The sequence below is a fragment of the Marinobacter sp. MIT932201 genome, from assembly GCF_047123295.1.
Taxonomy (GTDB): Bacteria; Pseudomonadota; Gammaproteobacteria; order Pseudomonadales; family Oleiphilaceae; genus Marinobacter; species Marinobacter salsuginis.
Map to the genome: position 1 here is coordinate 3,347,259 of NZ_CP138917.1, position 21,571 is coordinate 3,368,829.

Here is a 21,571-nt window from a genome sequence, read left to right on the forward strand (position 1 = left end):
AGCTATCTGATTCTTTATACAAGTTCTAAATCGATCCGCTTACTTTCCTAAAACGGCAACTTCTGCCTAACCAATCGAACAGTTAGCCAATCCTTATCCGATCAGCCGACGAACACCTTCAGTCTGGATCATATTGTTCGGTTGAATCCCAGCCGTTAAAAAACCGGCTGGGTTTCTTTCTTAATTGATAACGAGAAAACCGCCCTATTTTCCGGGCGGTTTTCCTGTCTGTTTTGTTGGTGGTTTCGAAGTGCGAATCAGGCAGCCGCCAGGTACGCTCCCGCAACCGCCAACACACCACCAACCCCACGACTGAAGCGGCTATCCGCCCTCAGCATCAAGCTACCCAAACCACGGCCAGCGAAGGTGATGGCGAGCGTAGCGATGGAGAAACCAGCCAGGTAAGCGGCGAGAGTGACACCAACAGGCATCTCCGCCCCATGCGCAAAGCCATGGAACAGCATAAACGCACCAACCAGAGCGCCACCGACTGCAGTTGGCAGTTTCGCCAGTGTGGCGATCAGGATGCCGGCCACCAGCACGGAGAAGGTAATCCCTGTTTCCACGCCCGGCAGGCTCAGCCCGCCCCAGGCGAGGGTGGCACCGAGAATCATGCCGCCGATCACGAAGGCGGGGGTGGCGTTTTTCATGAGGTTGCTCTGGCGCACGCTCCAGAAACCGATGGCGGCCATGGCCAGCAGGTGGTCCAGGCCCAGCATGGGGTGCAGCAGGCCGCTAGCGAAACCGCCTTCGGCGTGGCCGGAGTGGGCCATAGCGGTGGCGGAAGCCGTGAGTAGCGCAGCGGCGGTGAGGAGTTTGGCTGTGAATTTCATGGTTTTCTCCTGATGGTTCTCAAATCGTTCGAAGTCGGTTGGCTCAGGCGGGTTCCGCCAGTTTTTCAGGGCGGCGTTCCGGCAGCATGCCCCGCTCCAGGATGAAGCTGATGATCGTCTCCAGCCCTACCCCGTCGTACAGGTTGGTGAACACAAAGGGCCGTTCGCCGCGCATTTTCTTGCTGTCCCGTTCCATTACCTCCAGGGAGGCATGCACCTGTTCGGCGATGTCGATCTTGTTGATGATCAGCAGGTCCGATTTGGTGATGCCGGGGCCGCCTTTGCGGGGGATCTTGTCGCCGGCGGAGACGTCGATCACGTACAGGGTGAGGTCGCTCAATTCCGGGCTGAAGGTGGCGGAGAGGTTGTCACCGCCGGATTCCACCAGTACCAGTTCCAAGTCCGGGTGGCGGCGCTGGAGGTCGTCGATGGCAGCCAGGTTCATGGAGGCGTCTTCGCGGATGGCGGTGTGCGGGCAGCCGCCGGTTTCCACGCCGAGGATGCGGTCTGCGGCCAGGGCTTCGTGGCGCAGGAGGAAGTCGGCGTCTTCCCGGGTGTAGATGTCATTGGTCACCACGGCGATATCGTAGTGGTCCCGCAGGGCTTTGCACAGCTGTCGCAGCAGTGCGGTTTTACCGGAGCCAACCGGGCCGCCGACTCCAACTCTCAGACAATGTGTCATGGCAGATCTCCTCAATTGTTATTCAGCTTCTGAAAAGCCGTGAATACTGTGTTTCATGTAAGGCACTTCCGAGCGCCAGTCCCGGCAGGATGGGCCCGAGTTCGTGATCGTCTCGTTCCAGGGCATTGTCTACTGCCGCCACCAGTTGCGGGCGCAGCTGTTCGATGATGCGTTGCGCGGCGGTGTGCCCCAGGGGCAGCGCCTTGCAGGCGACGGCGAGCTGGTTTTCCAGCCAGGCCCAGGCAAAGCCGAGCAGCGTCTGGCGCACGGGCACAAACCGCTTGTGGGCGGCCCAGGCGAACATGGTGATGTAGCCGGGCTCCTCCGGAATCAGGCTTTGCTCCGGCAGTAGGTCCAGATTGCGCAGCAGGGTGACCAGCGCACCGCCCAGGCGGGTGTCTTCGTCGCTCAGCTCGGCGGTTTCCCGGGTGGCGTGCAGCCAGTCGTTCAAGTGGGCCAGCGTCTCGGCATTGCTTTCCGCCCAGGCGGTCTGCAAACGCGCCAGCAGGGGCAGTTCGCAGCGGCTAAGGCCATCTTCCAGCACGCCTTCAACCCACTCGGCCAGTTCGGCTTCGTTGTTCACCCAGCCCAGTTCGAAGGCGCTTTCCAGGCCCTGGGACCAGGCGAAGGCGCCGATGGGCAGTGCCGGGCTCACCAGTTGCATCAGGCCCAACAGGGCCAGATCGCCAGCCGGGCTCGCGCCGGCCTCAGTGGGTGTGCTTGTGGCTGTGGCCATGGCTGTGCCCGTGGTCGTGATCGTGTGAATGGCTGTGGCCGTGGCTGTGACCGTTTCCATGGGAATACCCGGCCTGGGTGTAGGCGCCGGGTTCCGGGTCGAAGGGGGCGGTGTGGTGAATCAGCGTGGCGCCAAGGCGTTCCGCCAGTTCTTCCAGCACGTGGTCCGGGGTGATGCGCACGAAGGCGCCCTTGTCGTCCATACCGATGGCCAAGGTCACGTGGCGGTTGCCCAGGTGGTAGCACAGGCGCGCCAGGGGCTGGCCGTTTTCGATGCGGGCGGTCACCACCTGCTCTTCGGCCGCTCGGACGCGGATGATCTCGCCGGTTTTGGCCTGCAGCAGGTCACCGTCACGGAGTACCGGGCCGCGGTCGAGAAACAGGCCCACGTCCACTTTTGTTTGAGTGGTGGCGCGCAGGCGGCCACGGATGCGCAGTTCGTAGGGCAGGATCAGGTTGTCGAGAATCTCGGAGCTCTCGATCCCGGCCGCTTCTTGTTCACTCAGTCGTTTTGTCAGTTCCAACATTAGTGTGTTCCTCTCAGAGCAGCCCTGAGCTGTCTTGATTAAAAAAGATGGTAACGCTGGGCCAGGGGCAGTTCGGTGGCGGGCTCACAGGTGAGCAGCTCGCCGTCTGCGTGTACTTCGTAAGTTTGCGGGTCCACGGTGAGGTGTGGGCACGCGTCGTTCAGTTTCATGTCGCCCTTGCGCACTTCCCGCACGCCTTTGCAGGCTGACAGCGGGCTCTCCAGGCCCAGCTCCTTGCCAATACCGGCATCCAACGCGGCCTGGCTGACAAAGGTCAGGCGGGTGGCACTGGCGGCCTTGCCGAAGGCGCCGAACATGGGGCGGTAGTGCACGGGCTGGGGCGTGGGGATGGAGGCGTTCGGGTCGCCCATGGGCGCTGCCGCAATCATGCCGCCTTTGATGATGCAGGCGGGTTTTACGCCGAAAAACGCCGGACTCCAGAGCACCAAGTCGGCCAGCTTGCCCACTTCCACGGAACCCACTTCATGGGCGATGCCGTGGGTGATGGCGGAGTTGATGGTGTACTTGGCGATGTAGCGTTTGGCGCGGAAGTTATCGACGCCCAGCTCTTCATCTTCCGGCAGCAGGCCGCGCTGCACTTTCATCTTGTGGGCGGTTTGCCAGGTTCGGCAGATCACCTCGCCCACCCGGCCCATGGCCTGGGAGTCGGAGGAGATCATGGAGATCACGCCCATGTCGTGCAGGATGTCTTCCGCCGCGATGGTTTCCCGGCGGATGCGGGAATCGGCGAAGGCCACGTCTTCCGGAATGTTCGGATCCAGGTGGTGGCACACCATCAGCATGTCCAGGTGTTCGTCGATGGTATTCACGGTGTAGGGCCGTGTGGGGTTCGTGGACGACGGCAGCACGTAATCCTTCGAGCACGCGGTGATGATGTCCGGGGCGTGTCCGCCGCCCGCGCCTTCGGTGTGGAAGGTGTGGATACAGCGGCCCTTGAAGGCGGCCAGGGTGTCTTCCACGAAGCCAGATTCGTTCAGGGTATCGGTGTGGATGGCCACCTGTATGTCGTACTCATCTGCCACCGTGAGGCAGTTATCGATACTGGCCGGGGTGGTGCCCCAGTCTTCGTGCAGCTTGAGGCCGATCACACCGGCCTTCACCTGCAGCTCCAGCGCTTCCGGCAGGCTGGCGTTGCCCTTGCCCAGGAAGCCGATGTTCATGGGCAGGCTGTCCACGGCCTGGAGCATCTTGCCGATGTGCCAGGGCCCCGGGGTGCAGGTGGTGGCGTTGGTCCCGGTGGCCGGGCCGGTGCCGCCGCCGAGCATGGTGGTGATCCCGCTCATCAGGGCTTCTTCCACCTGCTGGGGGCAGATGAAGTGAATGTGGGGGTCGATGCCGCCGGCCGTGAGGATCTTGCCTTCCCCGGCGATGATTTCCGTGCCCGGGCCGATAACGATGGTCACGTCTGGCTGGGTGTCCGGGTTGCCGGCCTTGCCGATAGCGGCGATGCGGCCTTTCTGGATACCCACGTCCGCCTTCACGATGCCCCACCAGTCGAGGATGAGGGCGTTGGTGATCACTGTGTCCATCACCGCGTCGTCGCAGCGCTGGCTCTGGCCCATGCCGTCTCGAATGACCTTGCCACCGCCGAATTTTACTTCGTCGCCGTAGTGTGTGTGGTCCTTTTCCACCTGGATCCACAGCTCGGTATCGCCGAGGCGAACCCGGTCGCCCACGGTGGGGCCGTACATGTCGGCATACGCCTGTCTGGAAATTTTCATGCCTTACCCTCCAGCTTGCCCATCACTTCCTGGCGGAAGCCGTAGATTTCCCGGTTGCCGGCAAACGGAATCAGGGTGACCGAGCGGGTCTGGCCGGGCTCGAAGCGGATCGCGGTGCCGGCGGCCACATCGAGGCGGTAGCCACGGGCCTTGGCGCGGTCGAAATCCAGGGCCGGATTTGCTTCGGCGAAGTGGTAGTGGGAGCCGATCTGAACCGGGCGGTCGCCCGTGTTGGATACGTCGAGTTCGATGCGTTCGCGACCGGCGCAGAGTTCGATGTCGCCGTCCTGGATCTGGTATTCACCGGGGGTCATGTCGGTCTCCTTACACAATCGGGTTGTGAACGGTGACGAGCTTGGTGCCGTCGGGGAAGGTGGCTTCCACCTGCACCTCGTGCACCATGTCGACCACGCCGTCCATCACGTCGTCACGGGTGAGGATTTCTGTGCCGGCACTCATCAGTTCAGCCACCGTGCGGCCTTCCCGGGCCCCTTCCATGATTTCGGCGCTGATAAGGGCCACGGCTTCCGGGTAGTTCAGCTTCAGGCCCTTGGCCTTGCGGCGTTCCGCCAGCAGGGCGGCGGTGAAGAGCAGCAGCTTGTCTTTGTCTCTTGGGGTGAGTTCCATGGTGACTCCGTTCTCTCTCTGTTGCGGCTAACGCCGTCAGGTAAGCCAGATTCTGGGTGTGTGGGCCGGCACACCGGCCAGCATGGGTCGCAACAGGTGCCACGCCTGTTCGCACAGGGCCCAGGCTTCGTTGCGTTCAGTGCCCAGGTACCGGAACAGCAACACGCCACGGCGCCGGGTGACGGCCCAGCGGTTGTTGTCCGGCAGTTGTTCTCTCAGCAATTCAATGGCGGCGGCCTCATCGTCCAGACCAACCGCCCAGAGGGTGGCCTGCACGGTGGCCCCGCCCTGCCCCCAGTGGCCGGTAAAGCGACGGTGGCTGGGGTCCAGAAGCTGACGCTCCAGCCACAGGGGCTTGCCGTCCAGACTCAGATGGAAGCGCTGCTCCAGGGCGCCGGTGGCAAACGGCAGATTGCTGGCCGGACGACCCAGGGCGAGGACTTCCCAGCCCAGGGTTCGGGCACCACTGGCCAGTTCAATGGTGGTGGTCTGTTCTCCGCGAGAGCCATCGAAGGCTATGGTTTCCTGGGGCAGGTATTCGAGGATCGCGTTTTTCGCCACCTGCAATCGCGTGTGCTGTCCCCAGGCCACGCCGTGGCTGTCGGCCTTGTAGAGTTTGGCAGCGGCCGGGGTAGTAAGCAGGGCGTGCCCGCCTTCGGCTACCGACGCCTCGATACGCAGCTCGTCGCCGCTCACCAGGCCGCCCGGCGGATGCAGCAGATACACATGGCAGCACCCGGTTTTGCCTTCCGGGTAGAACGGGCGCTGTACCCTTAACGGGCCGATGTGCCGGCGGCGTACCAGGCGGGTCACCGGCACAGGATCACCCTCGCTGCGCGCCTCAAACCCCAGATCGATCGCTGCGGCCCAGCGCCGTTCGCCATCAAAACGATGGCCGGACGTGTGGGCGGTGATGGGCTGGTAGGCGGTCATACGGTCAGGTGCTTCTTGATGAGTTCATCGGTCAGCTCGGCAATCTCACCGTCCGCCACGCGGCGGCCCCGGTCGAGGATGGCAAAGCGGTCAGCGTATTTGCGGGCAAACGGAAGCTTTTGCTCCACCAGCAGCACGGTGAGACCGTCTTCCTCGATGAGCTTTCGGATTACCTCGCCAATCTGGGCCACGATGTTGGGCTGGATGCCTTCGCCCGGCTCATCGAGGATCAACAGACGCGGTTCGATCACCAGGGCCCGGCCAATGGCCAGCTGCTGTTGCTGACCGCCTGAGAGGTCACCACCGCGGCGATGCTTCATTTCCTTCAGTACCGGGAACAGCTCGTACACCCGCTCGGGAATTTTCTTGCTGCCGTCCTTGCGCACCGCCAGCCCTGTGCGCAGGTTTTCTTCCACGGTGAGCAGCGGAAAAATCTGGCGGCCCTGGGGCACGTAGCCAATGCCCAGGCGGGAGCGGTCTTCCACTTTCTTTTTGGTGAGTTCCACATCGCCGGCAAATTCAATACTGCCGCTTTTGGTGGTTTCCTCACCCATGATGCATTTCATCAGGGTGGTCTTGCCCACGCCGTTGCGGCCCATCACGCAGGTGCACTGGCCCTGGGGTACGTCCAGGTCCAGATCCCAGAGGGTGTGGCTTTCACCGTAGAACTGGTTGAGCTTTTCAATCTTCAGCATTACGCCTCCTCCCCGAGATACACCTTGATTACTTCCGGATCGTTGGAGACCTGGTCCATGGTGCCTTCGGCCAGCACGCTGCCCTGGTGCAACACGGTCACCTTGCGGGCAATGGAGCGCACGAAGCCCATGTCGTGCTCCACCACCACAACCGACTGTTTGCCAGCCAGGCTGGTGAGCAGTTCGGCGGTGCGCTCCATTTCCTGTTCGGTCATGCCGGCAACCGGTTCGTCCACCAGAAGCAGGCGGGGCTTCTGCATCAGCAACATGCCGATCTCCAGCCACTGCTTCTGCCCGTGGGAGAGGATGCCGGCGAGGCGGTCACGGAGGGATTCCAGGCCGATCATCTCCAGCACTTCGTCGATGCGGTCCCGGTATTCGGCTTTCATCACGGCTGTCAGCGTGGGAAACACCCGCTTGTCCGCCGCCATGGCCAGTTCCAGGTTTTCGAACACGGTGAGGGCTTCGAATACCGTGGGTTTCTGGAACTTGCGCCCGATCCCGAGGGAAGCGATGTCCGGCTCGTTCATTGTGAGCAGGTTGTGACGGCTGCCGAACCACACCGAGCCGGTATCCGGCCGGGTCTTACCGGTGATGATGTCCATCATGGTGGTCTTGCCCGCGCCATTGGGGCCGATAATGCAGCGCAGCTCGCCGTCGTCGATGGTTAGGTTGAGGTTGTTGATGGCCTTGAAGCCGTCAAAACTCACGCTCACGTCTTCCATGTACAGGATAGGGCCGTGGCGCACGTCTACCGGCGATTGCACCTGGGTAAGGAATTCAAACACGTGCTCCCGGTCAGCCAGTTCCTTGAAAATGCTCATGCGGTTGCCTCCTGGCCAGCGGGTGCGTCGTCATCGGTGTTGGCCTTGCGGCGTTTCTGCAGCAGCCCGGCAATGCCCTTGGGCAGGAACACGGTTACCAGCACGAAGAGGCCACCGAGGGCGAACAGCCAGGCGTCCGGCATGATGCCGGTGAACACGGTTTTGGCGTAGTTCACCAGGATGGCGCCTATCACCGCGCCGTAGAGGGTTGCGCGGCCACCCAGGGCCACCCACACCACGATCTCGATGGAGAACAGCGGCGAGAATTCGCTGGGGTTGATAATGCCGACCTGGGGTACGTAGAGCGCGCCGGCCACGCCCGCGAGCATGGCGGACACCACGAACACGAACAGCTGAACCCGTTCCACCCGGTAACCCAGGAAGCGGGTACGGGCCTCGGCATCGCGGCAGGCCACGCTCACCCGGCCCAGTTTGCTGGTCACGATGCCCCGGCAGATCACGTAGCCAATGGCCAGCGCGATGCCGGTGGCGATGAACAGACCTAGGCGGGTCGCATCCGTGCGCAGGTTGAAGCCAAGAATGTCCTTGAAGTCGGTGAGGCCGTTGTTGCCGCCAAAGCCCATTTCGTTGCGGAAGAAGGCCAGCATCAGCGCGAAGGTCAGCGCCTGGGTGATGATAGAGAGGTACACCCCGGTCACCCGCGAGCGGAAGGCCAGGAAGCCAAACACCAGGGCCAACAGGCCCGGCGCCAGCAGCACCATGATGAAGGCGAACCAGGCCATGTCGAACCCGTGCCAGAACCAGGGCAGCTCCTGCCAGTTCAGGAACACCATGAAGTCCGGCAGGATGGGATCGCCATACACGCCGCGATCACCAATCTGGCGCATCAGGTACATGCCCATGGCGTAGCCGCCGAGGGCAAAGAAGGCGCCGTGGCCCAGGCTGAGGATACCGAGGTAACCCCAAACCAGATCCACCGCCACCGCCAGCAGGGCGTAGCACAGGTACTTGCCCAGCAACGTGACGGTAAAGGCGCTGACATGCAGAGCGCTATCCTCAGGCATGAACACGTGGAGGAAGCTCACGACCACCAGGGCCACAAACAGCACCCCCAGAAATACTTGCGTGGATCGCTCTTGTAAGGGTCTTGTTAGCCACATAACTGGTGTCCCTTCTGGCTAATTATTTGATTCACTGAGCCTCTGAACGCCTTGAGAGCAAGGCGCAGTGGCGAAGGTTTGGTGGTTCCAAATCGAGGCGCTGCAACGCGGCTATCAAGGCGTTCAGAGGCTCCCGAAGGGCGAGGCGCTTGCGCCTCGCAGTGGATTAAAGAATTGGCTAGACGGGACACCCTAGCCCTCCGCAGCCCGGCCTTTCTGGGGGAAGAGCCCCTTCGGCCGTTTCTGGATAAACAGGATGATGAACACCAGCACAATGATCTTGGCGAGTACGGCACCGGCCCAGGGTTCGAGCAGCTGGTTGATGGTGCCCAGAGAGAGCCCGGCAATGAGCGTGCCCCAGAGGTTACCGACGCCGCCGAACACCACCACCATGAACGAATCGATGATGTAGTTCTGGCCCAGGTTCGGCCCCACGTTGGTGAGCTGGGACAGCGCCACCCCGGCCAGGCCGGCTACGCCGGAGCCCAGGGCGAACGTCATGATGTCCACCCGGGTGGCTCGGATGCCCATGGATCGGGCCATGGCCCGGTTCTGGGTAACGGCACGCACTTCCAGACCCAGGCGGGTCTTGCGCATGATCAGCATCAGGCCGGCGAACACAATCAGAGCGAATGCCAGCACATAAAGTCTGTTTAGCGTGAGTGACAGGGCGTCGTTGATCACCAGGGAGCCGCTCATCCAGTCCGGGGTTACCACGGTGCGGTTCTGGGGCGAGATCACAGTGCGCACCAGCTGCTGCAGGATCAGGCTGATGCCGAAGGTGGCCAGCAGGGTTTCCAGCGGCCGGCCTTTCAGATACTGGATCACGCTGCGTTCGATGATGATGCCGGCGGTGGCGGCCACCAGAAAGCCGGCGGGAATCGAGAGAATCAGTGCCAGGCCGGGTTGGCCGGGGAACAGCTGCTGCATGCCCCAGGTGGTGTAGGCCCCCAGCATGATCAGTTCGCCGTGGGCCATGTTGATCACGCCCATCACGCCAAAGGTGATGGCCAGGCCGATGGCGGCGAGGACCAGAACCGAACCGAGCGACAGGCCGAAATACAGGGTCTCGGCGGCGCGGTTCAGTTTGAGTTTCTGTTCAATGCTTTCGAGGGCCTTGGCGGCACGTTGAGCCAGAGCCTCGTTGTCACCGCGAACGGCTTCGTTCAGGGCTGCGCGAGCCCGAGGGTGCAGACTGCCGGCGAGCACATCCACGGCCTCCAGGTTGCCCTCGCCCACCCGGTAGATGGCCAGGGCTTCTTCGATGCGGTTGCGTACAGCGGCGTTTTCTTCTTTTGCCAGTTGCGCTTCCAGCGGCGCCACCAGGGAGGCGTCCACTTTGCCCATCATGTCCTGTGCGGACGCTTCGCGCACATCCGGGTCTTTGGCATTCAGATCCAGCATGGCCAATATGCCCTCAAGCTGGCCCCGTATGCGGTTGTTGATGGCGACTCTGTCCAGCTCGCGGCGGGACATTTCACCCATGTTCTCTCCGGTCAGTGGATCTGCGATTTCCCAGTCCCTGCCCCGGTTGTTCAGTACCAGTACCACCTGCCCGGTGTCTTTGATCCGGCTCAGGCGATTGTTTCCATAGGCTTCGAGCCAGCCTCTGGCTCTTTCATCACCGCTGCTGACAATGGCGTTCACCGCCTCTTCCACTTTGCTGGCCGGCGCTTCTGCCAGGTTGATCAGCAGAGCCTTGCCAGGGTCGTCTTCCTGCGCCGCTGCGGGCAGCGATAGCAGGGAAAACAGGGCGATAAGCAGCAGTGTGAGCGATCGGAAGATGCTCATGAGAATGTCCTGTCTGTTTCAAGCGTGTTGCGGGGCAACAACCGGGAGCAGCAATGCCGCTCCCGGTTGTCCATGGTGCTATGCCAACTGAGCCTTACTCGGCTTCAGCAGCCATTTCGCCCGCAGAGGCGCCACAGGTGCCGGTTGCGGTGTTGAAGGTTCCGCAGAACAACGGCTTGCGCCAGTCTGCAATCATGTCGCGGGAACCCGGGAGGTAGTCAGACCAGGCATCGCCGGCAACGGTGGACGGGGTCTCCCAGACGACGGAGAACTGGCCGTTGTCCTGGATCTCGCCAATCAGCACCGGCTTGGTGATGTGGTGGTTGGGCATCATGGCGGCGTAGCCACCGGTGAGGTTAGGCACGGTTACGCCGATGATGGCGTCTTTTACCGCATCAACGTCAGTGGTACCGGCCTTCTTGACCGCCTCAACGTACATGTTGAAGCCGATGTAGTGAGCTTCCATCGGGTCGTTGGTGACCGCTTCTTCATTGCCGGTGTGCTCAATCCACTGGTCGATAAAGTCGTAGTTGGCGTCGCTGTCCACGCTCATGAAGTAGTTCCAGGCGGCCAGGTGGCCAACCAGCGGGCCGGTGTCGATACCGGAGAGCTCCTGCTCACCCACGGAGAAGGCAACAACCGGGATGTCGGAAGCAGAGATGCCCTGGTTACCCAGCTCGCGGTAGAAAGGCACGTTGGCGTCGCCGTTGATGGTAGAGACCACGGCGGTCTTCTTGCCGGCGGAACCGAAGCGCTTGATGTCAGAGACAATGTTCTGCCAGTCGGAGTGACCAAACGGCGTGTAGTTGATCATGATGTCTTCCTTGGCCACACCCATGTCCATCAGGTAGGTCTCAAGGATCTTGTTGGTGGTGCGCGGGTAGACGTAGTCGGTGCCTGCCAGAACCCAGCGCTCTACGCCGATTTCGTTCATCAGGTAGTTAACCGCAGGAATCGCCTGCTGGTTGGGCGCAGCGCCGGTGTAGAAGACGTTTTCGGAGGATTCCTCACCCTCGTACTGAACAGGGTAGAACAGAAGGCCGTTCAGCTCTTCCACCACCGGCAGTACGGATTTACGGGAAACCGAGGTCCAGTTACCGAAGATCACGTCTACTTCTTCCTGGGCCAACAGCTCACGGGCTTTTTCAGCAAACAGCGGCCAGTTGGAAGCCGGGTCGACAACCACCGCTTCCATCTGACGACCGAGCACACCGCCTTTGGCGTTCTGTTGCTCGATCAGCATTTCAACGGTGTCTTTAAGAACGGTTTCACTGATGGCCATGGTGCCGGACAGAGAGTGCAGGATACCCACCTTGATGGGATCTTCCGCCGCCATGGAATTAAAAGAGATGGAAAGTGCGAGTGCAGAGAGGCCAAGTTTCACGTGTTTTTTAATAGTCATTTCAGGCGTCCTTTTCTTAGTTAGGTATGCAGTTCGTCTAAAAACGCAGCAGGGCCTCTGCATCTGCTGTTCCACACACGCCATATATCATTAAAAAACAATTAGTTATCTAGTATACAAGGCAGATTACGCAGTCCAGCACCACTAAACATGCCTCCAGAGCACAGCATTCATGAGCGTTTTTGGTGCGCCCGCACCTGATGCGGGCAGATCTGAATCGTCCTGTGCATCAAAAAAACTCATAACCTTATGTTTTTCAGTCACTATCGATAAAAATCGGCAAATGGCACAGGCATTGCCATTCCTCATGTATACAAGTTGATTACGCACAAGAGGAAGACGAATGCCTTCAATGCTCGGATGGACCATCAAGGACTGGCAGAACGCTTATAAGGAGGGCGCGACGCCCAGTTTACTGCTGGGTGAGTTGCTGACCGGCCTGGATTCAAACGATGCTGCGTGGATCTCGATTCTGGACCAGGAGGGGCTGGGTAAAGCGCTGTCTGAGCTGGATGAGGAGCTCGAGAAGGCTGGTGGCGATATCAGCACGCTGCCTCTTTACGGCGTTCCGTTTGCGGCGAAAGACAACATTGATGTGGCCGGGTTTGAAACAACCGCAGCCTGCCCTGCCTTCGCCTACACGCCGGCGGAAGATGCCCACACCGTGGCCAGACTCAAGGCCGCAGGTGCCGTGGTGATTGGCAAAACCAATCTGGATCAGTTTGCTACTGGCCTGGTAGGAACACGCTCCCCTTATGGTGCAGTCCCGAACACGTTCAAACCGGAAGTTATCAGCGGCGGCTCCAGCTCCGGCTCAGCATCGGTTGTCGCGCGAGGGCTGGTTCCTTTTGCCCTGGGTACCGACACCGCCGGTTCCGGTCGGGTGCCTGCCGGGCTGAACAATCTGGTGGGCCTCAAGCCAACCAAAGGGCTGTTCAGCATTCGAGGCGTGGTGCCGGCCTGTCGTTCGCTGGACTGCGTATCCATTTTTGCGCTCACCGTAAACGACGCCGGCCTGGTGTCGGATGTCATGGCTGGCTTCGACGCCGGCGATGCTTTTTCGCGCAAGTCCCCGGACGCCTTACCGCTTGATGGCGCCGCCCTTCGGCGACCTGGACCCATTAAACGACTCGCCATTCCCGAGCATCCGCACTGGTTTGGCGATCAACAGTCGGAAGCGGCCTGGAACACGGCCATCAGCCAGTGGCGTCAGCAGAACGTGGAACTGATTCCAATGGACTTCAGCCCCCTGCTGGAACTCGCCGCGTTGCTCTACGAAGGCCCCTGGGTGGCAGAGCGCCATGCGGCCGTGGAATCGTTCATGGCCAGCCATGGCGATGAGATGAATCCGGTGGTCAAAAGCATTATCAGCAAGGCTGCGAACTTCAGCGCCACCGAAACGTTCAAGGCCCTTTACCGCAAAGAAGAACTGCTTCGCCAGATCGATGAGCTGCTGGCAGACGTGGATGCCCTGCTGGTACCCACGGCTCCGACCGCGCCCACCATGGAAGCGGTGAATGCAGACCCGGTGACCCTTAACAGCCAACTGGGCACCTACACCAATTTCGTTAACCTGGCCGACATGAGCGCCCTCGCTGTGCCAGCGGGATTCCGGGATGACGGCCTGCCTTTTGGCGTTACCCTGATCAGCGGCGCTTGGAAAGACGCGGAGCTGCAACACCTGGCCTGCCAGTGGCTGAATTCACACCCCACACCGTTGGGTTCTACCGCCCGGGCGCGCCCCGAAGAGACACCCGGGGCCGCCCTTTCCACGCCCACCATCAAGGTGGCGGTTGTTGGCGCCCACCTCAGTGGCATGCCCCTGAACACGCAGCTCGGTGAGCGCCATGCGGTGCTGCTTGAGCAAACCACAACCTCCGCCAACTACCGGCTGTTTGCCCTGCCAAATACCACACCGCCGAAGCCCGGGTTGAAGCGGGCGACCCCGGGCGAGGGGGAGGCGATCATTGTGGAAGTCTGGGAAATGCCCGCCTCTGCCTTCGGTTCCTTTGTGGATCTGATTCCCGCGCCCCTTGGTATTGGCAACGTTGAACTGGCGGATGGTCGATGGGTCAACGGTTTTATCTGCGAAGGCTATGGTTTTGAGGGTGCAGAGGATGTCACGGAATTTGGTGGCTGGCGCGCCTATATCGCCTCCAGATCCTGAGTATGGCGGGTAAATCTGGCGCCTGACGGGGGACAATCGGAGCCAATGGCAAACCAAAGAAGAAAAGAGTCCGTGGCAGACAGGGTGTATGAAGCCCTGAAAGAGGACATCTTCGAGTTCCGGCTACTTCCGGGCGACCGATTCAGCGAAGGAGATATCGGAACCCGCCTGAATGTGAGCCGGACGCCCGTCAGGGAGGCGCTTTACCGCTTGCAGCGTGAGGGTCATGTGGAGGTGCTGTTCCGCAGTGGCTGGCAGGTAAAACCGTTTGATTTCCGGCAGGTGGAAGAGCTCTATGACCTGCGCATCACCCTCGAGCGGGCGGCCGTGCACAAGATCTGTGGCCTGGCTGAGGAACCAGAAGCATTGCGCACACTCACCGCCCTCTGGAATCCGGATCATCCTTCGGAGCGTGCGGTGGGCAGCACGGTCCGGATGCTGGACGAAAGCTTTCACTGCGATCTGGTCGCCGCCGCAGGGAATCGGGAAATGACGCGGATTCATCGGGAGATCACTGACCGGCTCCGGATTGTGAGGCGCCTGGACTTCAGCCGGGAGGAACGGGTGGATGCTACCTACGTTGAGCATGCGGCCATTCTGGAGGCCTTGAGGAGCGGCATGGCCAGCGAGGCCGCCGATCGGCTGACCCGCCATATCCGAGCCAGCCAGAAGGCGGTTCGGGAGATTACGATAGAGCGAATCCGCGAAGCCGCTGAGGCGCACCGCGGCGGGCAATAAATTGCCCTGCAGGCCCCGCAAATACTGAACTCCGGTTCATTTTGCTCGCCTCCGAAATGCTTACAAATCTGTAAGACATATCGCACAACCCCCGGAGCGATTCTCCGATAGGTAGGAATTCTAACCACAGTAGACTGGTCAGTGTCAGGGATGACAAGCCAGCAAGGAATGTTGGCCCAAGGACGAGAGCTTCAAGGATCGAAGCCGCAAGGATGAAAACTCCATGGATATGGAGTTGCCCAAAGGATCAGGGCTTACAGGGATGACCACAGGGAAGACGCGCTCAGGATGAGTCGCACGCCTGAAGGAACAGGCAGGGGTCAGCCACGGAATCGGGGATCACAAGGAATGTGGTCCCGTCCGTGCACTCCCCATCCCCACAGACATTTCTGCTCTCCTTTTACATTTCGCTTCTGCTGCTTTGCGCCCTGGCACAAAACCATAAATGTCAGCCTCAGGAGCACATAGTCATGAAACGCACTCCGCTTTTCGCAACCCTCATTCTGCTGTTCAGCCTGGTTACCGGTTTTGCTTACGCCCAGGAAGCCGCTATCAATATCAACACCGCCGACGTGGCCACCCTCGCCAGCCTGAACGGCATTGGCCAGAGCAAGGCTGAAGCCATCGTTGCCTATCGCGAAGCCAACGGCCCGTTTGCAGTCACTGCAGACCTGGCAAACGTGAAAGGCATTGGCGAGCGCACTATCGAGAAGAACGCCGCGCGCCTGACCGTCAAGTAACACCCCGGGCAGTGGCGGGCTGCCGCTGCCCTTCTTCCCTTCCTGCATCGCTCCATTTTCGATTTCCGGCTGCCCATAAAGTCGTCTGGCAACACTGCGCTCGCCACCCTATTATTGCTGGGTAACAATTCAAAAATGACGAGCGTCGGCCCATGGTTGATCCCATCAAGGTTTATCCATCCAAACCTTCAAAAGTGTATTTCTACGGCACCTGTCTGGTGGACATGTTCTACCCGGATGCAGGCATTGCCGGCGTGGAGCTGCTGGAGCGTGAAGGCATTGAGGTGCTGTTCCCGCAGGACCAGACCTGCTGCGGCCAGCCGGCCTACACCTCCGGTTACCATGACCAGGCCCGATCGGTAGCCAGAGCCCAGCTCGACCTGTTTCCTGGCGACTGGCCCATTGTGGTGCCGTCCGGCTCCTGTGGCGGGATGATGCGCAAGCACTACCCGGATCTGTTCAAGGACACCCCGGATGAAGTCAAAGCCGCCGAGGTGGCTGGCCGGGTCTGGGAACTGACGGATTTTCTGCTGAACGTTTGCCATATCAAACTGGAAGACCTGGGTGAGCCCACCACGGTTGCCATGCACACCTCCTGCTCCGCCCGCCGTGAAATGGGCGTGGCCGAGGTGGGGCCAAAGCTCCTTGGCCAGTTGAAAAACGTGAACCTGGTGGAGCAGGTTCGGCCGGAGGAATGCTGCGGCTTTGGCGGTACCTTTGCGGTTCGCCACCCGGAGATTTCCGGCGCCATGGTGAGCGAGAAAGTAGATGCACTGGTGGAGACCGGCACCAGACAGTTTGTCACCACCGATTGCGGCTGCCTGATGAACATTGCCGGGTACGCCGAGAAGAACCAGAAGCCTGTTGAAGGCCAGCACATTCTCAGTTTCCTGTGGTCGCGCACCCGGGGCAAAGGGGGGCAGCAGTCATGAGCGAGACAGCCGAGCACACTGGCCATCACATCGACGTAAAAGAGTTCCACCCGCGGGCTCAGGCGGCCATTCACAACCCCAAGATCCGCAAGAACTTCCGCAGTGCCATGGACGGGCTGATGTCCAAGCGCAAGACGGCGTTCGAGAGCTGGGACCTGGAAACCCTCCGGGAGTTAGGCGCCAATGTTCGGCTGCGGGCCCTTGCCAACCTGCCCGATTTGCTGGAGCAGCTTGAGAAAAAACTGACGGAAAACGGCATCAAGGTGCACTGGGCGGTGGACGGCGACGAAGCCTGCCGGATCGTACGGGATATCTGCAAGGCCCGGGATGCGAAGACGGTGATCAAGGGCAAATCCATGGTCTCCGAGGAAATGGAGCTGAACCATTACCTGAAAGCAGAGGGAATTGAAGCCCTGGAATCGGATCTTGGCGAGTACATCGTGCAGTTGGCGGATGAGACGCCTTCGCACATCATCATGCCGGCGATTCACAAGAATACCGGTGAGATCTCCGAGCTTATGCACGAGAAAACCGGCACGGATCTCTCCAACGATGTGGAATACCTCACCGCCAGTGCCCGCCAGCAACTGCGGGAAAAGTTCATGAACGCAGATGTCGGCGTTTCCGGCGTCAACTTTGCGGTGGCGGAGACCGGCACGCTCTGTCTGGTGGAAAACGAGGGTAACGGCCGGATGACCACGACGGTGCCAAAGTGCCACATCGCCGTAACCGGCATCGAGAAGGTGGTGCCGAGCATGGAGGACGTCTCTGCCCTGCTCGCCCTGCTGACAAGGTCTGCCACCGGCCAGCACATCACCACTTACTTCAATATGATTTCCGGCCCGCGCAAGGCCGAAGAGCTGGACGGGCCGGAGGAAGTTCATCTGGTGCTGGTGGATAACGGCCGCTCGTCGATCTACCAGGACGATGAGTTGCTGGATACCCTGCGCTGCATCCGCTGCGGCGCCTGCATGAACCATTGCCCGGTGTACACACGAGTGGGCGGCCACGCCTATGGCACCACCTACCCGGGCCCCATCGGCAAAATCCTGATGCCGCATCTGATTGGCCTGGACGAAGGCCGGCATCTGCCGAGCGCCTCCAGCCTGTGTGGTGCCTGTGGCGAGGTTTGCCCGGTGAAGATCCCCATTCCCGATCTGTTGGTTCGCCTGCGCCAGGAATCGGTGGATGGTGACAACCTGCATCCGGCCAAGGTCCGTGGCCATGGCGCCAAGCGAAGCTCAAAAGAGGCACTGATCTGGAAAGGCTGGGCCTGGATGCACGCAAGCCCGGGCATTTACCGCTTTGGCACTAGCGCCGCGACAAAATTCAGGGCGTTGCAGCCCTCGAAAGCCGGCGCCTGGACCGATTACCGCACGGCCCCCAAACTGGCGGCCAAAACTCTGCACCAACGGATGAAGGAGCGTGGCCAATGAGTTCCCGGGAAACGATTCTTCAGCGTTTGCGTAATCGGACGGGTGGCGAACTGACGGTACCGGAATGCGACTTCTCTGTTCTGGTTCGGGACGACTGGTCCACGGCAGAACGCATCGAGCGGTTCGAGAAGATGATCGAATCTGTGCATGGGGAAGTTCACCACTGCACCGAAGACATGTGGATGGATCGACTGGCCGAGGTACTGACCACCCGTGGCGCCAGAAACCTGCTGATCCCAGAGCAGCACGAAATCGGCCAAGCCCTTCGCAATGCCGGTCGTGAGGACCTGCCGGAACTCCTGATCTACGATGAGCCGATCGAAAGCTGGCAGGCCCATCTGTTCAACGAGGTGGACGCCAGCATCACTTCCACCCGAGGCGGTATTGCCGAGACCGGCTCGCTGATCCTGTGGCCGAACAATGATGAGCCACGGCTGATGAGCCTGGTGCCGCCTGTTCATATTGCCGTGCTCAAGGCCTCGGAGCTTTACACCACCTTCCGCGAAGCGATACAGGCCCAGAACTGGGCCGCTGGCATGCCGACCAATGCCCTGCTAATCTCTGGCCCTTCCAAAACCGCCGACATCGAGCAAACCCTTGCCTACGGTGTTCACGGTCCCAAAGAGCTGATTGTGTTGATTATTGAATGATCCAAGGCGCCCTGTTGATCGCCCTGGCTGCCCTGCTATGGGCGACCACGGGCATTGTTGCGAAATTTCTGTTTACCGGTACCGAGCTGCAGGCCATTACGTTGGGCTTCCTGAGACTGGCCGTGGCCTTGCCTTTTTTCTGGCTGCTGATGCGGCGGGAGCAGACACGCCTTGAGCGCGCCAATCCGGGCGCCAGCGTGCCCGGTAGTTCGCTGCGAAGCCTTACGCGCAAGACCCTGATTCCGTTGGCGGCGCTTGGTCTGTTCCAGGCGTTTTACCAGGGCAGCTACCTTCTGGCCGTAGACCTCACCGGTGCGGGCATTGCCACCCTGATCGCGCTGTGTTTGCCTCCGGTGCTGGTGGCCATTCTGGCTGCGCCCCTGCTGGGAGAGAAGCCCAGCCTTTTAACCGTTCTGTCGTTGTTCGCGGCCATTGCAGGCACCGCCATGCTGGTTCTCAGCGATATGGACACCACCGGTACACTCCGGCTCGCAGGCATTCTGGTGGCGTTACTGGCCGCCTGTGTGTACACCGGGTTCACGCTCACCAGCCGTTACAGCTCTGCCGGTACACCGGTGTTCACCACGGCGTTTATCTGTTTCTTTACGGCGGCGCTGATTCTGTTACCGGTGGTGGCGCTGACTGGCGGGTTCGAGGGGCTGGAAACCCTGAACTTCGGCCACTGGCTGATGGTGATCTATGTGGGCGTGGTGCCAACCTGCATCGGGTATGTGTGCTTTTTCACAGGCATGAAAACGACACCGGCAACGCTGTCGAGCATCATCGTGACTCTGGAACCGCTATTTGTGGCGCTGCTGGCCTGGGTATTTCTGGAGGAGATTCTGGGGCCGATTGGCATTGCGGGGGCGCTGATTCTGACCGCAGCGGTGGTGGTGGCCTCCCGCTACGGTCGTAAACCCGCAGCCGGCCAGGAGGCCGGTGCGGAGTAAGGAAGATCAGTCTTCCTTACGCTGCTTCTCGAGCATGTCCGGCTGCAGGATTTCAATCCAGTAGCCGTCCGGGTCCTTGATAAAGGCCAATCCTTTCATTTTGCCGTCGTCCGGCTTTTTCACGAACTCTACACCAAGTTTTTCCAGGCGGTCGCAGGCGGCGTATACGTCGGGTACGGCAACGCCAATGTGGCCAAAGCCCTGGGGCTCGTCGTTACCGTTGTGGTAGCCAAAATCGTTGTCGTCTTCGGTGCCCCAGTTGTGGGTCAGCTCAAGCATGGCTTCGCGGCCGAAGGTGTAGGTGGTGCGGTGGGCGTCGTCCTGGGGCACGAGGCCAGCCTGACGATCATCCAGGTAACCCAGGAAATACAGGGTGAACTTCATTTCGGGGAAGTCCAGTTTGCGAACCAGGCGCATGCCCATCACTCGGGTGTAGAAGTCCATGGAGCGCTCGGGTTCCTTGATGCGCATCATGGTCTGGTTGAATACATAGCCTTCGGTTTCGGGAACGGGCTCTTCGTGCAGACCGGGGGCTTGTTCGAAATGCTTGGGCATTTTGGTTATCCCTTTTTTCCGTGGAGTTCACAGGATATACCTGTGTGCGTTTCAATGGGATTTCAAGGGCACAAAAAAAGACCCCGGGGTCAGAGACGAGCCGCCGGGGTCTTGAGGGCCGGTTTTCACACCGGCGTTTCTTCAGAGACGCTCTGAAGTTTGGTGGCTGGCCGAGGCATAAGGGGTTTGTTTCTTCCGGGAAGCCGAACTCGCTTCGCTCAGACAGTCGTTTCCCTGCAGAAACAAACCCCTCACACCCCGGCCGACCGAACTTTTGGGTCAGCCCGCCGTTTCTCGGGCTAGACCAACTGGTGTTCTTCGCCTTTGTAGTAAGCCTCCACTCTTGGGTTCATGACTCGCCGCCAGAGTGGGGGGAACATTGCCAGGACGATCATTGCGGAGTAGCCGGCTGGGAGTTGGGGGGCAACGTCGTGGTGGCGGAGGATCTGGTATCTGCGCTTGGCCCAGGCGTGGTGGTCGCTGTGGCGTTGGAGGTGGAACAGGAAGACGTTGGTGAGGAAGTAGTTGCTGTTCCAGCTGTGTTCGGGGCCGGTGCGTTCGTAGCGGCCGTTTTCGAGTTTTCTGCGGTGCAAACCGTAGTGTTCTAGGTAGTTGACGATTTCCAGCAGGGTGAAGGCGATAAAGCTCTGCCCCAAAAAGAAGGCGGCGCCGAGCCAGCCGAAGGCGATGGTGAAGGCGGCCAGTACCAGGGCGCTGAGGCTGTACCACCAGATCAGTTCGTTGTGCCAGCTAAAAGCCTTGTGGCCTTTGCGTTGGAGGCGTTCGGCTTCCAGTTTCCAGGCGTTAATGAAGTTGCGTACGTAGGCCTGGGGCAGGAAGTTGTAGAGGGACTGGTTGTATCTGGATGAGGAGGCGTCTTCCGGGGTTGAGACGTGGACGTGATGGCCGCGCAGGTGTTCGACTTTGAAGCCGGCGTAGCAGACCAGTGACAGCAGGAAGCCGCCAGCCCGGGTTTCGAGTTTGTCGTCTTTGTGGATAAGTTCGTGGGCGACGTTGATGCCGAGGCCACCGACGATGCCGATGGAGACGATCCAGCCAATGCTTCCTATCAGGCTGAATGTACCGGAAGCCAGTTCCAGCATGCTCCAGACCAATAAGGCTGCGAAACCGGCGACCCAGCCCAGTGTGATGGCTTTGTAGAAACGCTCGCCGACCATTCTTGGCACGTCGGTTTCTTCATCCGGGTTCAGGGAATCCTTGCCGAGCAGCATGTCCAGCACCGGGATGATCCCGAAGACGACGACGGGGACGCCCCAGGAAAACAGGTTTACCAGATCAGTGGCGTGGCCGGCGGCCAGCAGCAGAGGGGGCAGCACCAGCGGCACCATGGCGATCAGGTAGCTGTACTTCTTGAGGGTAAGCAATATTCGCCGGCGAGTGGCCTCGCGATTTACCGATAACTGCGTCGTGCTCATTGGGTTATCTCCATCAAATGCTTGTTGGTGAAACTCTGATCACCTGTTGTTTTGT

The 21,571-nt window shown here is 60.4% G+C and carries 22 protein-coding genes; 7 read left to right on the top strand and 15 right to left on the bottom strand.

What is annotated here, in order from left to right:
- Positions 1–257: 257 nt before the first annotated feature.
- The 13 genes from SIC15_RS15465 to urtA form a co-directional block, all read right to left on the bottom strand.
- Positions 258–833, bottom strand: a complete 576-nt coding sequence (locus SIC15_RS15465; protein WP_412536384.1) for a HupE/UreJ family protein — start codon at positions 831–833, stop codon at positions 258–260.
- A gap of 43 nt (positions 834–876) precedes the next feature.
- Complete coding sequence (gene ureG / locus SIC15_RS15470) at positions 877–1,515, bottom strand: urease accessory protein UreG (protein WP_412536385.1); 639 nt, start codon at positions 1,513–1,515, stop codon at positions 877–879.
- A gap of 22 nt (positions 1,516–1,537) precedes the next feature.
- Positions 1,538–2,251: an urease accessory protein UreF gene (locus tag SIC15_RS15475; protein ID WP_412536386.1), complete on the bottom strand. Its 714-nt coding sequence runs from the start codon at positions 2,249–2,251 to the stop codon at positions 1,538–1,540.
- A complete protein-coding gene (gene ureE / locus SIC15_RS15480; RefSeq protein ID WP_412536387.1) occupies positions 2,223–2,777 on the bottom strand; it encodes an urease accessory protein UreE in 555 nt (184 codons plus the stop codon). Before ureE ends, SIC15_RS15475 begins: the two co-directional genes overlap by 29 nt.
- 38 nt (positions 2,778–2,815) lie before the next feature.
- Positions 2,816–4,519: an urease subunit alpha gene (ureC, locus tag SIC15_RS15485; protein WP_412536388.1), complete on the bottom strand. Its 1,704-nt coding sequence runs from the start codon at positions 4,517–4,519 to the stop codon at positions 2,816–2,818.
- The gene (locus SIC15_RS15490) at positions 4,516–4,833 is read right to left on the bottom strand and encodes an urease subunit beta (protein WP_136631679.1); all 318 of its coding nucleotides are present in this window, start codon (positions 4,831–4,833) and stop codon (positions 4,516–4,518) included. The genes ureC and SIC15_RS15490 overlap by 4 nt, the downstream gene beginning before the upstream one ends.
- Positions 4,834–4,843: 10 nt before the next feature.
- A complete protein-coding gene (ureA, locus tag SIC15_RS15495) occupies positions 4,844–5,146 on the bottom strand; it encodes an urease subunit gamma (protein WP_412536389.1) in 303 nt (100 codons plus the stop codon).
- 36 nt (positions 5,147–5,182) lie between these two features.
- On the bottom strand, positions 5,183–6,079 hold the full coding sequence (locus tag SIC15_RS15500) for an urease accessory protein UreD (RefSeq protein ID WP_412536390.1): 897 nt from the start codon (positions 6,077–6,079) through the stop codon (positions 5,183–5,185).
- A complete protein-coding gene (urtE, locus tag SIC15_RS15505) occupies positions 6,076–6,774 on the bottom strand; it encodes an urea ABC transporter ATP-binding subunit UrtE (RefSeq protein WP_069184396.1) in 699 nt (232 codons plus the stop codon). The genes SIC15_RS15500 and urtE overlap by 4 nt, the downstream gene beginning before the upstream one ends.
- Entirely contained in the window at positions 6,774–7,598 is an 825-nt protein-coding gene (gene urtD / locus SIC15_RS15510) for an urea ABC transporter ATP-binding protein UrtD (protein ID WP_412536391.1), read from the bottom strand. Before urtD ends, urtE begins: the two co-directional genes overlap by 1 nt.
- Positions 7,595–8,719 carry an urea ABC transporter permease subunit UrtC gene (gene urtC / locus SIC15_RS15515; protein ID WP_412536392.1) on the bottom strand — a complete coding sequence of 375 codons (1,125 nt, stop codon included), beginning with the start codon at positions 8,717–8,719 and terminating at the stop codon, positions 7,595–7,597. Before urtC ends, urtD begins: the two co-directional genes overlap by 4 nt.
- Positions 8,720–8,911: 192 nt before the next feature.
- Positions 8,912–10,510 (bottom strand): urea ABC transporter permease subunit UrtB, encoded by a 1,599-nt coding sequence (gene urtB, locus SIC15_RS15520; protein ID WP_412536393.1) that lies wholly within the window; start codon positions 10,508–10,510, stop codon positions 8,912–8,914.
- 94 nt (positions 10,511–10,604) lie between these two features.
- Positions 10,605–11,912, bottom strand: a complete 1,308-nt coding sequence (urtA, locus tag SIC15_RS15525; RefSeq protein WP_412536394.1) for an urea ABC transporter substrate-binding protein — start codon at positions 11,910–11,912, stop codon at positions 10,605–10,607.
- Between the two features lie 352 nt (positions 11,913–12,264).
- Here urtA and atzF point away from each other — a divergent pair, with 352 nt between their 5' ends.
- The 7 genes from atzF (at position 12,265) to SIC15_RS15560 (ending at position 19,525) form a co-directional block, all read left to right on the top strand.
- The gene (gene atzF / locus SIC15_RS15530) at positions 12,265–14,079 is read left to right on the top strand and encodes an allophanate hydrolase (RefSeq protein WP_412537627.1); all 1,815 of its coding nucleotides are present in this window, start codon (positions 12,265–12,267) and stop codon (positions 14,077–14,079) included.
- Between the two features lie 45 nt (positions 14,080–14,124).
- Positions 14,125–14,817 carry a GntR family transcriptional regulator gene (locus tag SIC15_RS15535; RefSeq protein WP_412536395.1) on the top strand — a complete coding sequence of 231 codons (693 nt, stop codon included), beginning with the start codon at positions 14,125–14,127 and terminating at the stop codon, positions 14,815–14,817.
- A gap of 470 nt (positions 14,818–15,287) precedes the next feature.
- A complete protein-coding gene (locus SIC15_RS15540; protein ID WP_069184402.1) occupies positions 15,288–15,557 on the top strand; it encodes a ComEA family DNA-binding protein in 270 nt (89 codons plus the stop codon).
- Between the two features lie 152 nt (positions 15,558–15,709).
- Positions 15,710–16,489 carry a (Fe-S)-binding protein gene (locus SIC15_RS15545; RefSeq protein ID WP_136630142.1) on the top strand — a complete coding sequence of 260 codons (780 nt, stop codon included), beginning with the start codon at positions 15,710–15,712 and terminating at the stop codon, positions 16,487–16,489.
- Positions 16,486–17,925 (top strand): LutB/LldF family L-lactate oxidation iron-sulfur protein, encoded by a 1,440-nt coding sequence (locus tag SIC15_RS15550; RefSeq protein ID WP_412536396.1) that lies wholly within the window; start codon positions 16,486–16,488, stop codon positions 17,923–17,925. Before SIC15_RS15545 ends, SIC15_RS15550 begins: the two co-directional genes overlap by 4 nt.
- Positions 17,922–18,575 carry a LutC/YkgG family protein gene (locus tag SIC15_RS15555; RefSeq protein ID WP_412536397.1) on the top strand — a complete coding sequence of 218 codons (654 nt, stop codon included), beginning with the start codon at positions 17,922–17,924 and terminating at the stop codon, positions 18,573–18,575. The genes SIC15_RS15550 and SIC15_RS15555 overlap by 4 nt, the downstream gene beginning before the upstream one ends.
- Entirely contained in the window at positions 18,572–19,525 is a 954-nt protein-coding gene (locus SIC15_RS15560; protein WP_222465246.1) for a DMT family transporter, read from the top strand. The genes SIC15_RS15555 and SIC15_RS15560 overlap by 4 nt, the downstream gene beginning before the upstream one ends.
- 6 nt (positions 19,526–19,531) lie before the next feature.
- Here the strand turns inward: SIC15_RS15560 and gloA are convergent, their stop codons facing one another.
- On the bottom strand, positions 19,532–20,080 hold the full coding sequence (gene gloA, locus SIC15_RS15565) for a lactoylglutathione lyase (protein ID WP_412536398.1): 549 nt from the start codon (positions 20,078–20,080) through the stop codon (positions 19,532–19,534).
- 299 nt (positions 20,081–20,379) lie between these two features.
- Positions 20,380–21,516 carry an alkane 1-monooxygenase gene (locus SIC15_RS15570; protein ID WP_412536399.1) on the bottom strand — a complete coding sequence of 379 codons (1,137 nt, stop codon included), beginning with the start codon at positions 21,514–21,516 and terminating at the stop codon, positions 20,380–20,382.
- Positions 21,517–21,571: the final 55 nt, after the last annotated feature.

Excerpts from the sequence above, each read along its gene's own strand:
- SIC15_RS15570 (WP_412536399.1), bottom strand. The coding sequence starts at position 21,516 with ATGAGCACGACGCAGTTATCGGTAAATCGCGAGGCCACTCGCCGGCGA.
- urtE (WP_069184396.1), bottom strand. The coding sequence starts at position 6,774 with ATGCTGAAGATTGAAAAGCTCAACCAGTTCTACGGTGAAAGCCACACC.
- atzF (WP_412537627.1), top strand. The coding sequence starts at position 12,265 with ATGCTCGGATGGACCATCAAGGACTGGCAGAACGCTTATAAGGAGGGC.
- ureA (WP_412536389.1), bottom strand. The coding sequence starts at position 5,146 with ATGGAACTCACCCCAAGAGACAAAGACAAGCTGCTGCTCTTCACCGCC.
- SIC15_RS15475 (WP_412536386.1), bottom strand. The coding sequence starts at position 2,251 with ATGGCCACAGCCACAAGCACACCCACTGAGGCCGGCGCGAGCCCGGCT.
- urtA (WP_412536394.1), bottom strand. The coding sequence starts at position 11,912 with ATGACTATTAAAAAACACGTGAAACTTGGCCTCTCTGCACTCGCACTT.
- SIC15_RS15500 (WP_412536390.1), bottom strand. The coding sequence starts at position 6,079 with ATGACCGCCTACCAGCCCATCACCGCCCACACGTCCGGCCATCGTTTT.
- SIC15_RS15555 (WP_412536397.1), top strand. The coding sequence starts at position 17,922 with ATGAGTTCCCGGGAAACGATTCTTCAGCGTTTGCGTAATCGGACGGGT.
- SIC15_RS15535 (WP_412536395.1), top strand. The coding sequence starts at position 14,125 with ATGGCAAACCAAAGAAGAAAAGAGTCCGTGGCAGACAGGGTGTATGAA.
- SIC15_RS15490 (WP_136631679.1), bottom strand. The coding sequence starts at position 4,833 with ATGACCCCCGGTGAATACCAGATCCAGGACGGCGACATCGAACTCTGC.
- ureC (WP_412536388.1), bottom strand. The coding sequence starts at position 4,519 with ATGAAAATTTCCAGACAGGCGTATGCCGACATGTACGGCCCCACCGTG.
- SIC15_RS15545 (WP_136630142.1), top strand. The coding sequence starts at position 15,710 with ATGGTTGATCCCATCAAGGTTTATCCATCCAAACCTTCAAAAGTGTAT.
- gloA (WP_412536398.1), bottom strand. The coding sequence starts at position 20,080 with ATGCCCAAGCATTTCGAACAAGCCCCCGGTCTGCACGAAGAGCCCGTT.
- SIC15_RS15540 (WP_069184402.1), top strand. The coding sequence starts at position 15,288 with ATGAAACGCACTCCGCTTTTCGCAACCCTCATTCTGCTGTTCAGCCTG.
- urtC (WP_412536392.1), bottom strand. The coding sequence starts at position 8,719 with ATGTGGCTAACAAGACCCTTACAAGAGCGATCCACGCAAGTATTTCTG.
- SIC15_RS15560 (WP_222465246.1), top strand. The coding sequence starts at position 18,572 with ATGATCCAAGGCGCCCTGTTGATCGCCCTGGCTGCCCTGCTATGGGCG.
- ureE (WP_412536387.1), bottom strand. The coding sequence starts at position 2,777 with ATGTTGGAACTGACAAAACGACTGAGTGAACAAGAAGCGGCCGGGATC.
- urtD (WP_412536391.1), bottom strand. The coding sequence starts at position 7,598 with ATGAGCATTTTCAAGGAACTGGCTGACCGGGAGCACGTGTTTGAATTC.
- urtB (WP_412536393.1), bottom strand. The coding sequence starts at position 10,510 with ATGAGCATCTTCCGATCGCTCACACTGCTGCTTATCGCCCTGTTTTCC.
- SIC15_RS15550 (WP_412536396.1), top strand. The coding sequence starts at position 16,486 with ATGAGCGAGACAGCCGAGCACACTGGCCATCACATCGACGTAAAAGAG.
- ureG (WP_412536385.1), bottom strand. The coding sequence starts at position 1,515 with ATGACACATTGTCTGAGAGTTGGAGTCGGCGGCCCGGTTGGCTCCGGT.
- SIC15_RS15465 (WP_412536384.1), bottom strand. The coding sequence starts at position 833 with ATGAAATTCACAGCCAAACTCCTCACCGCCGCTGCGCTACTCACGGCT.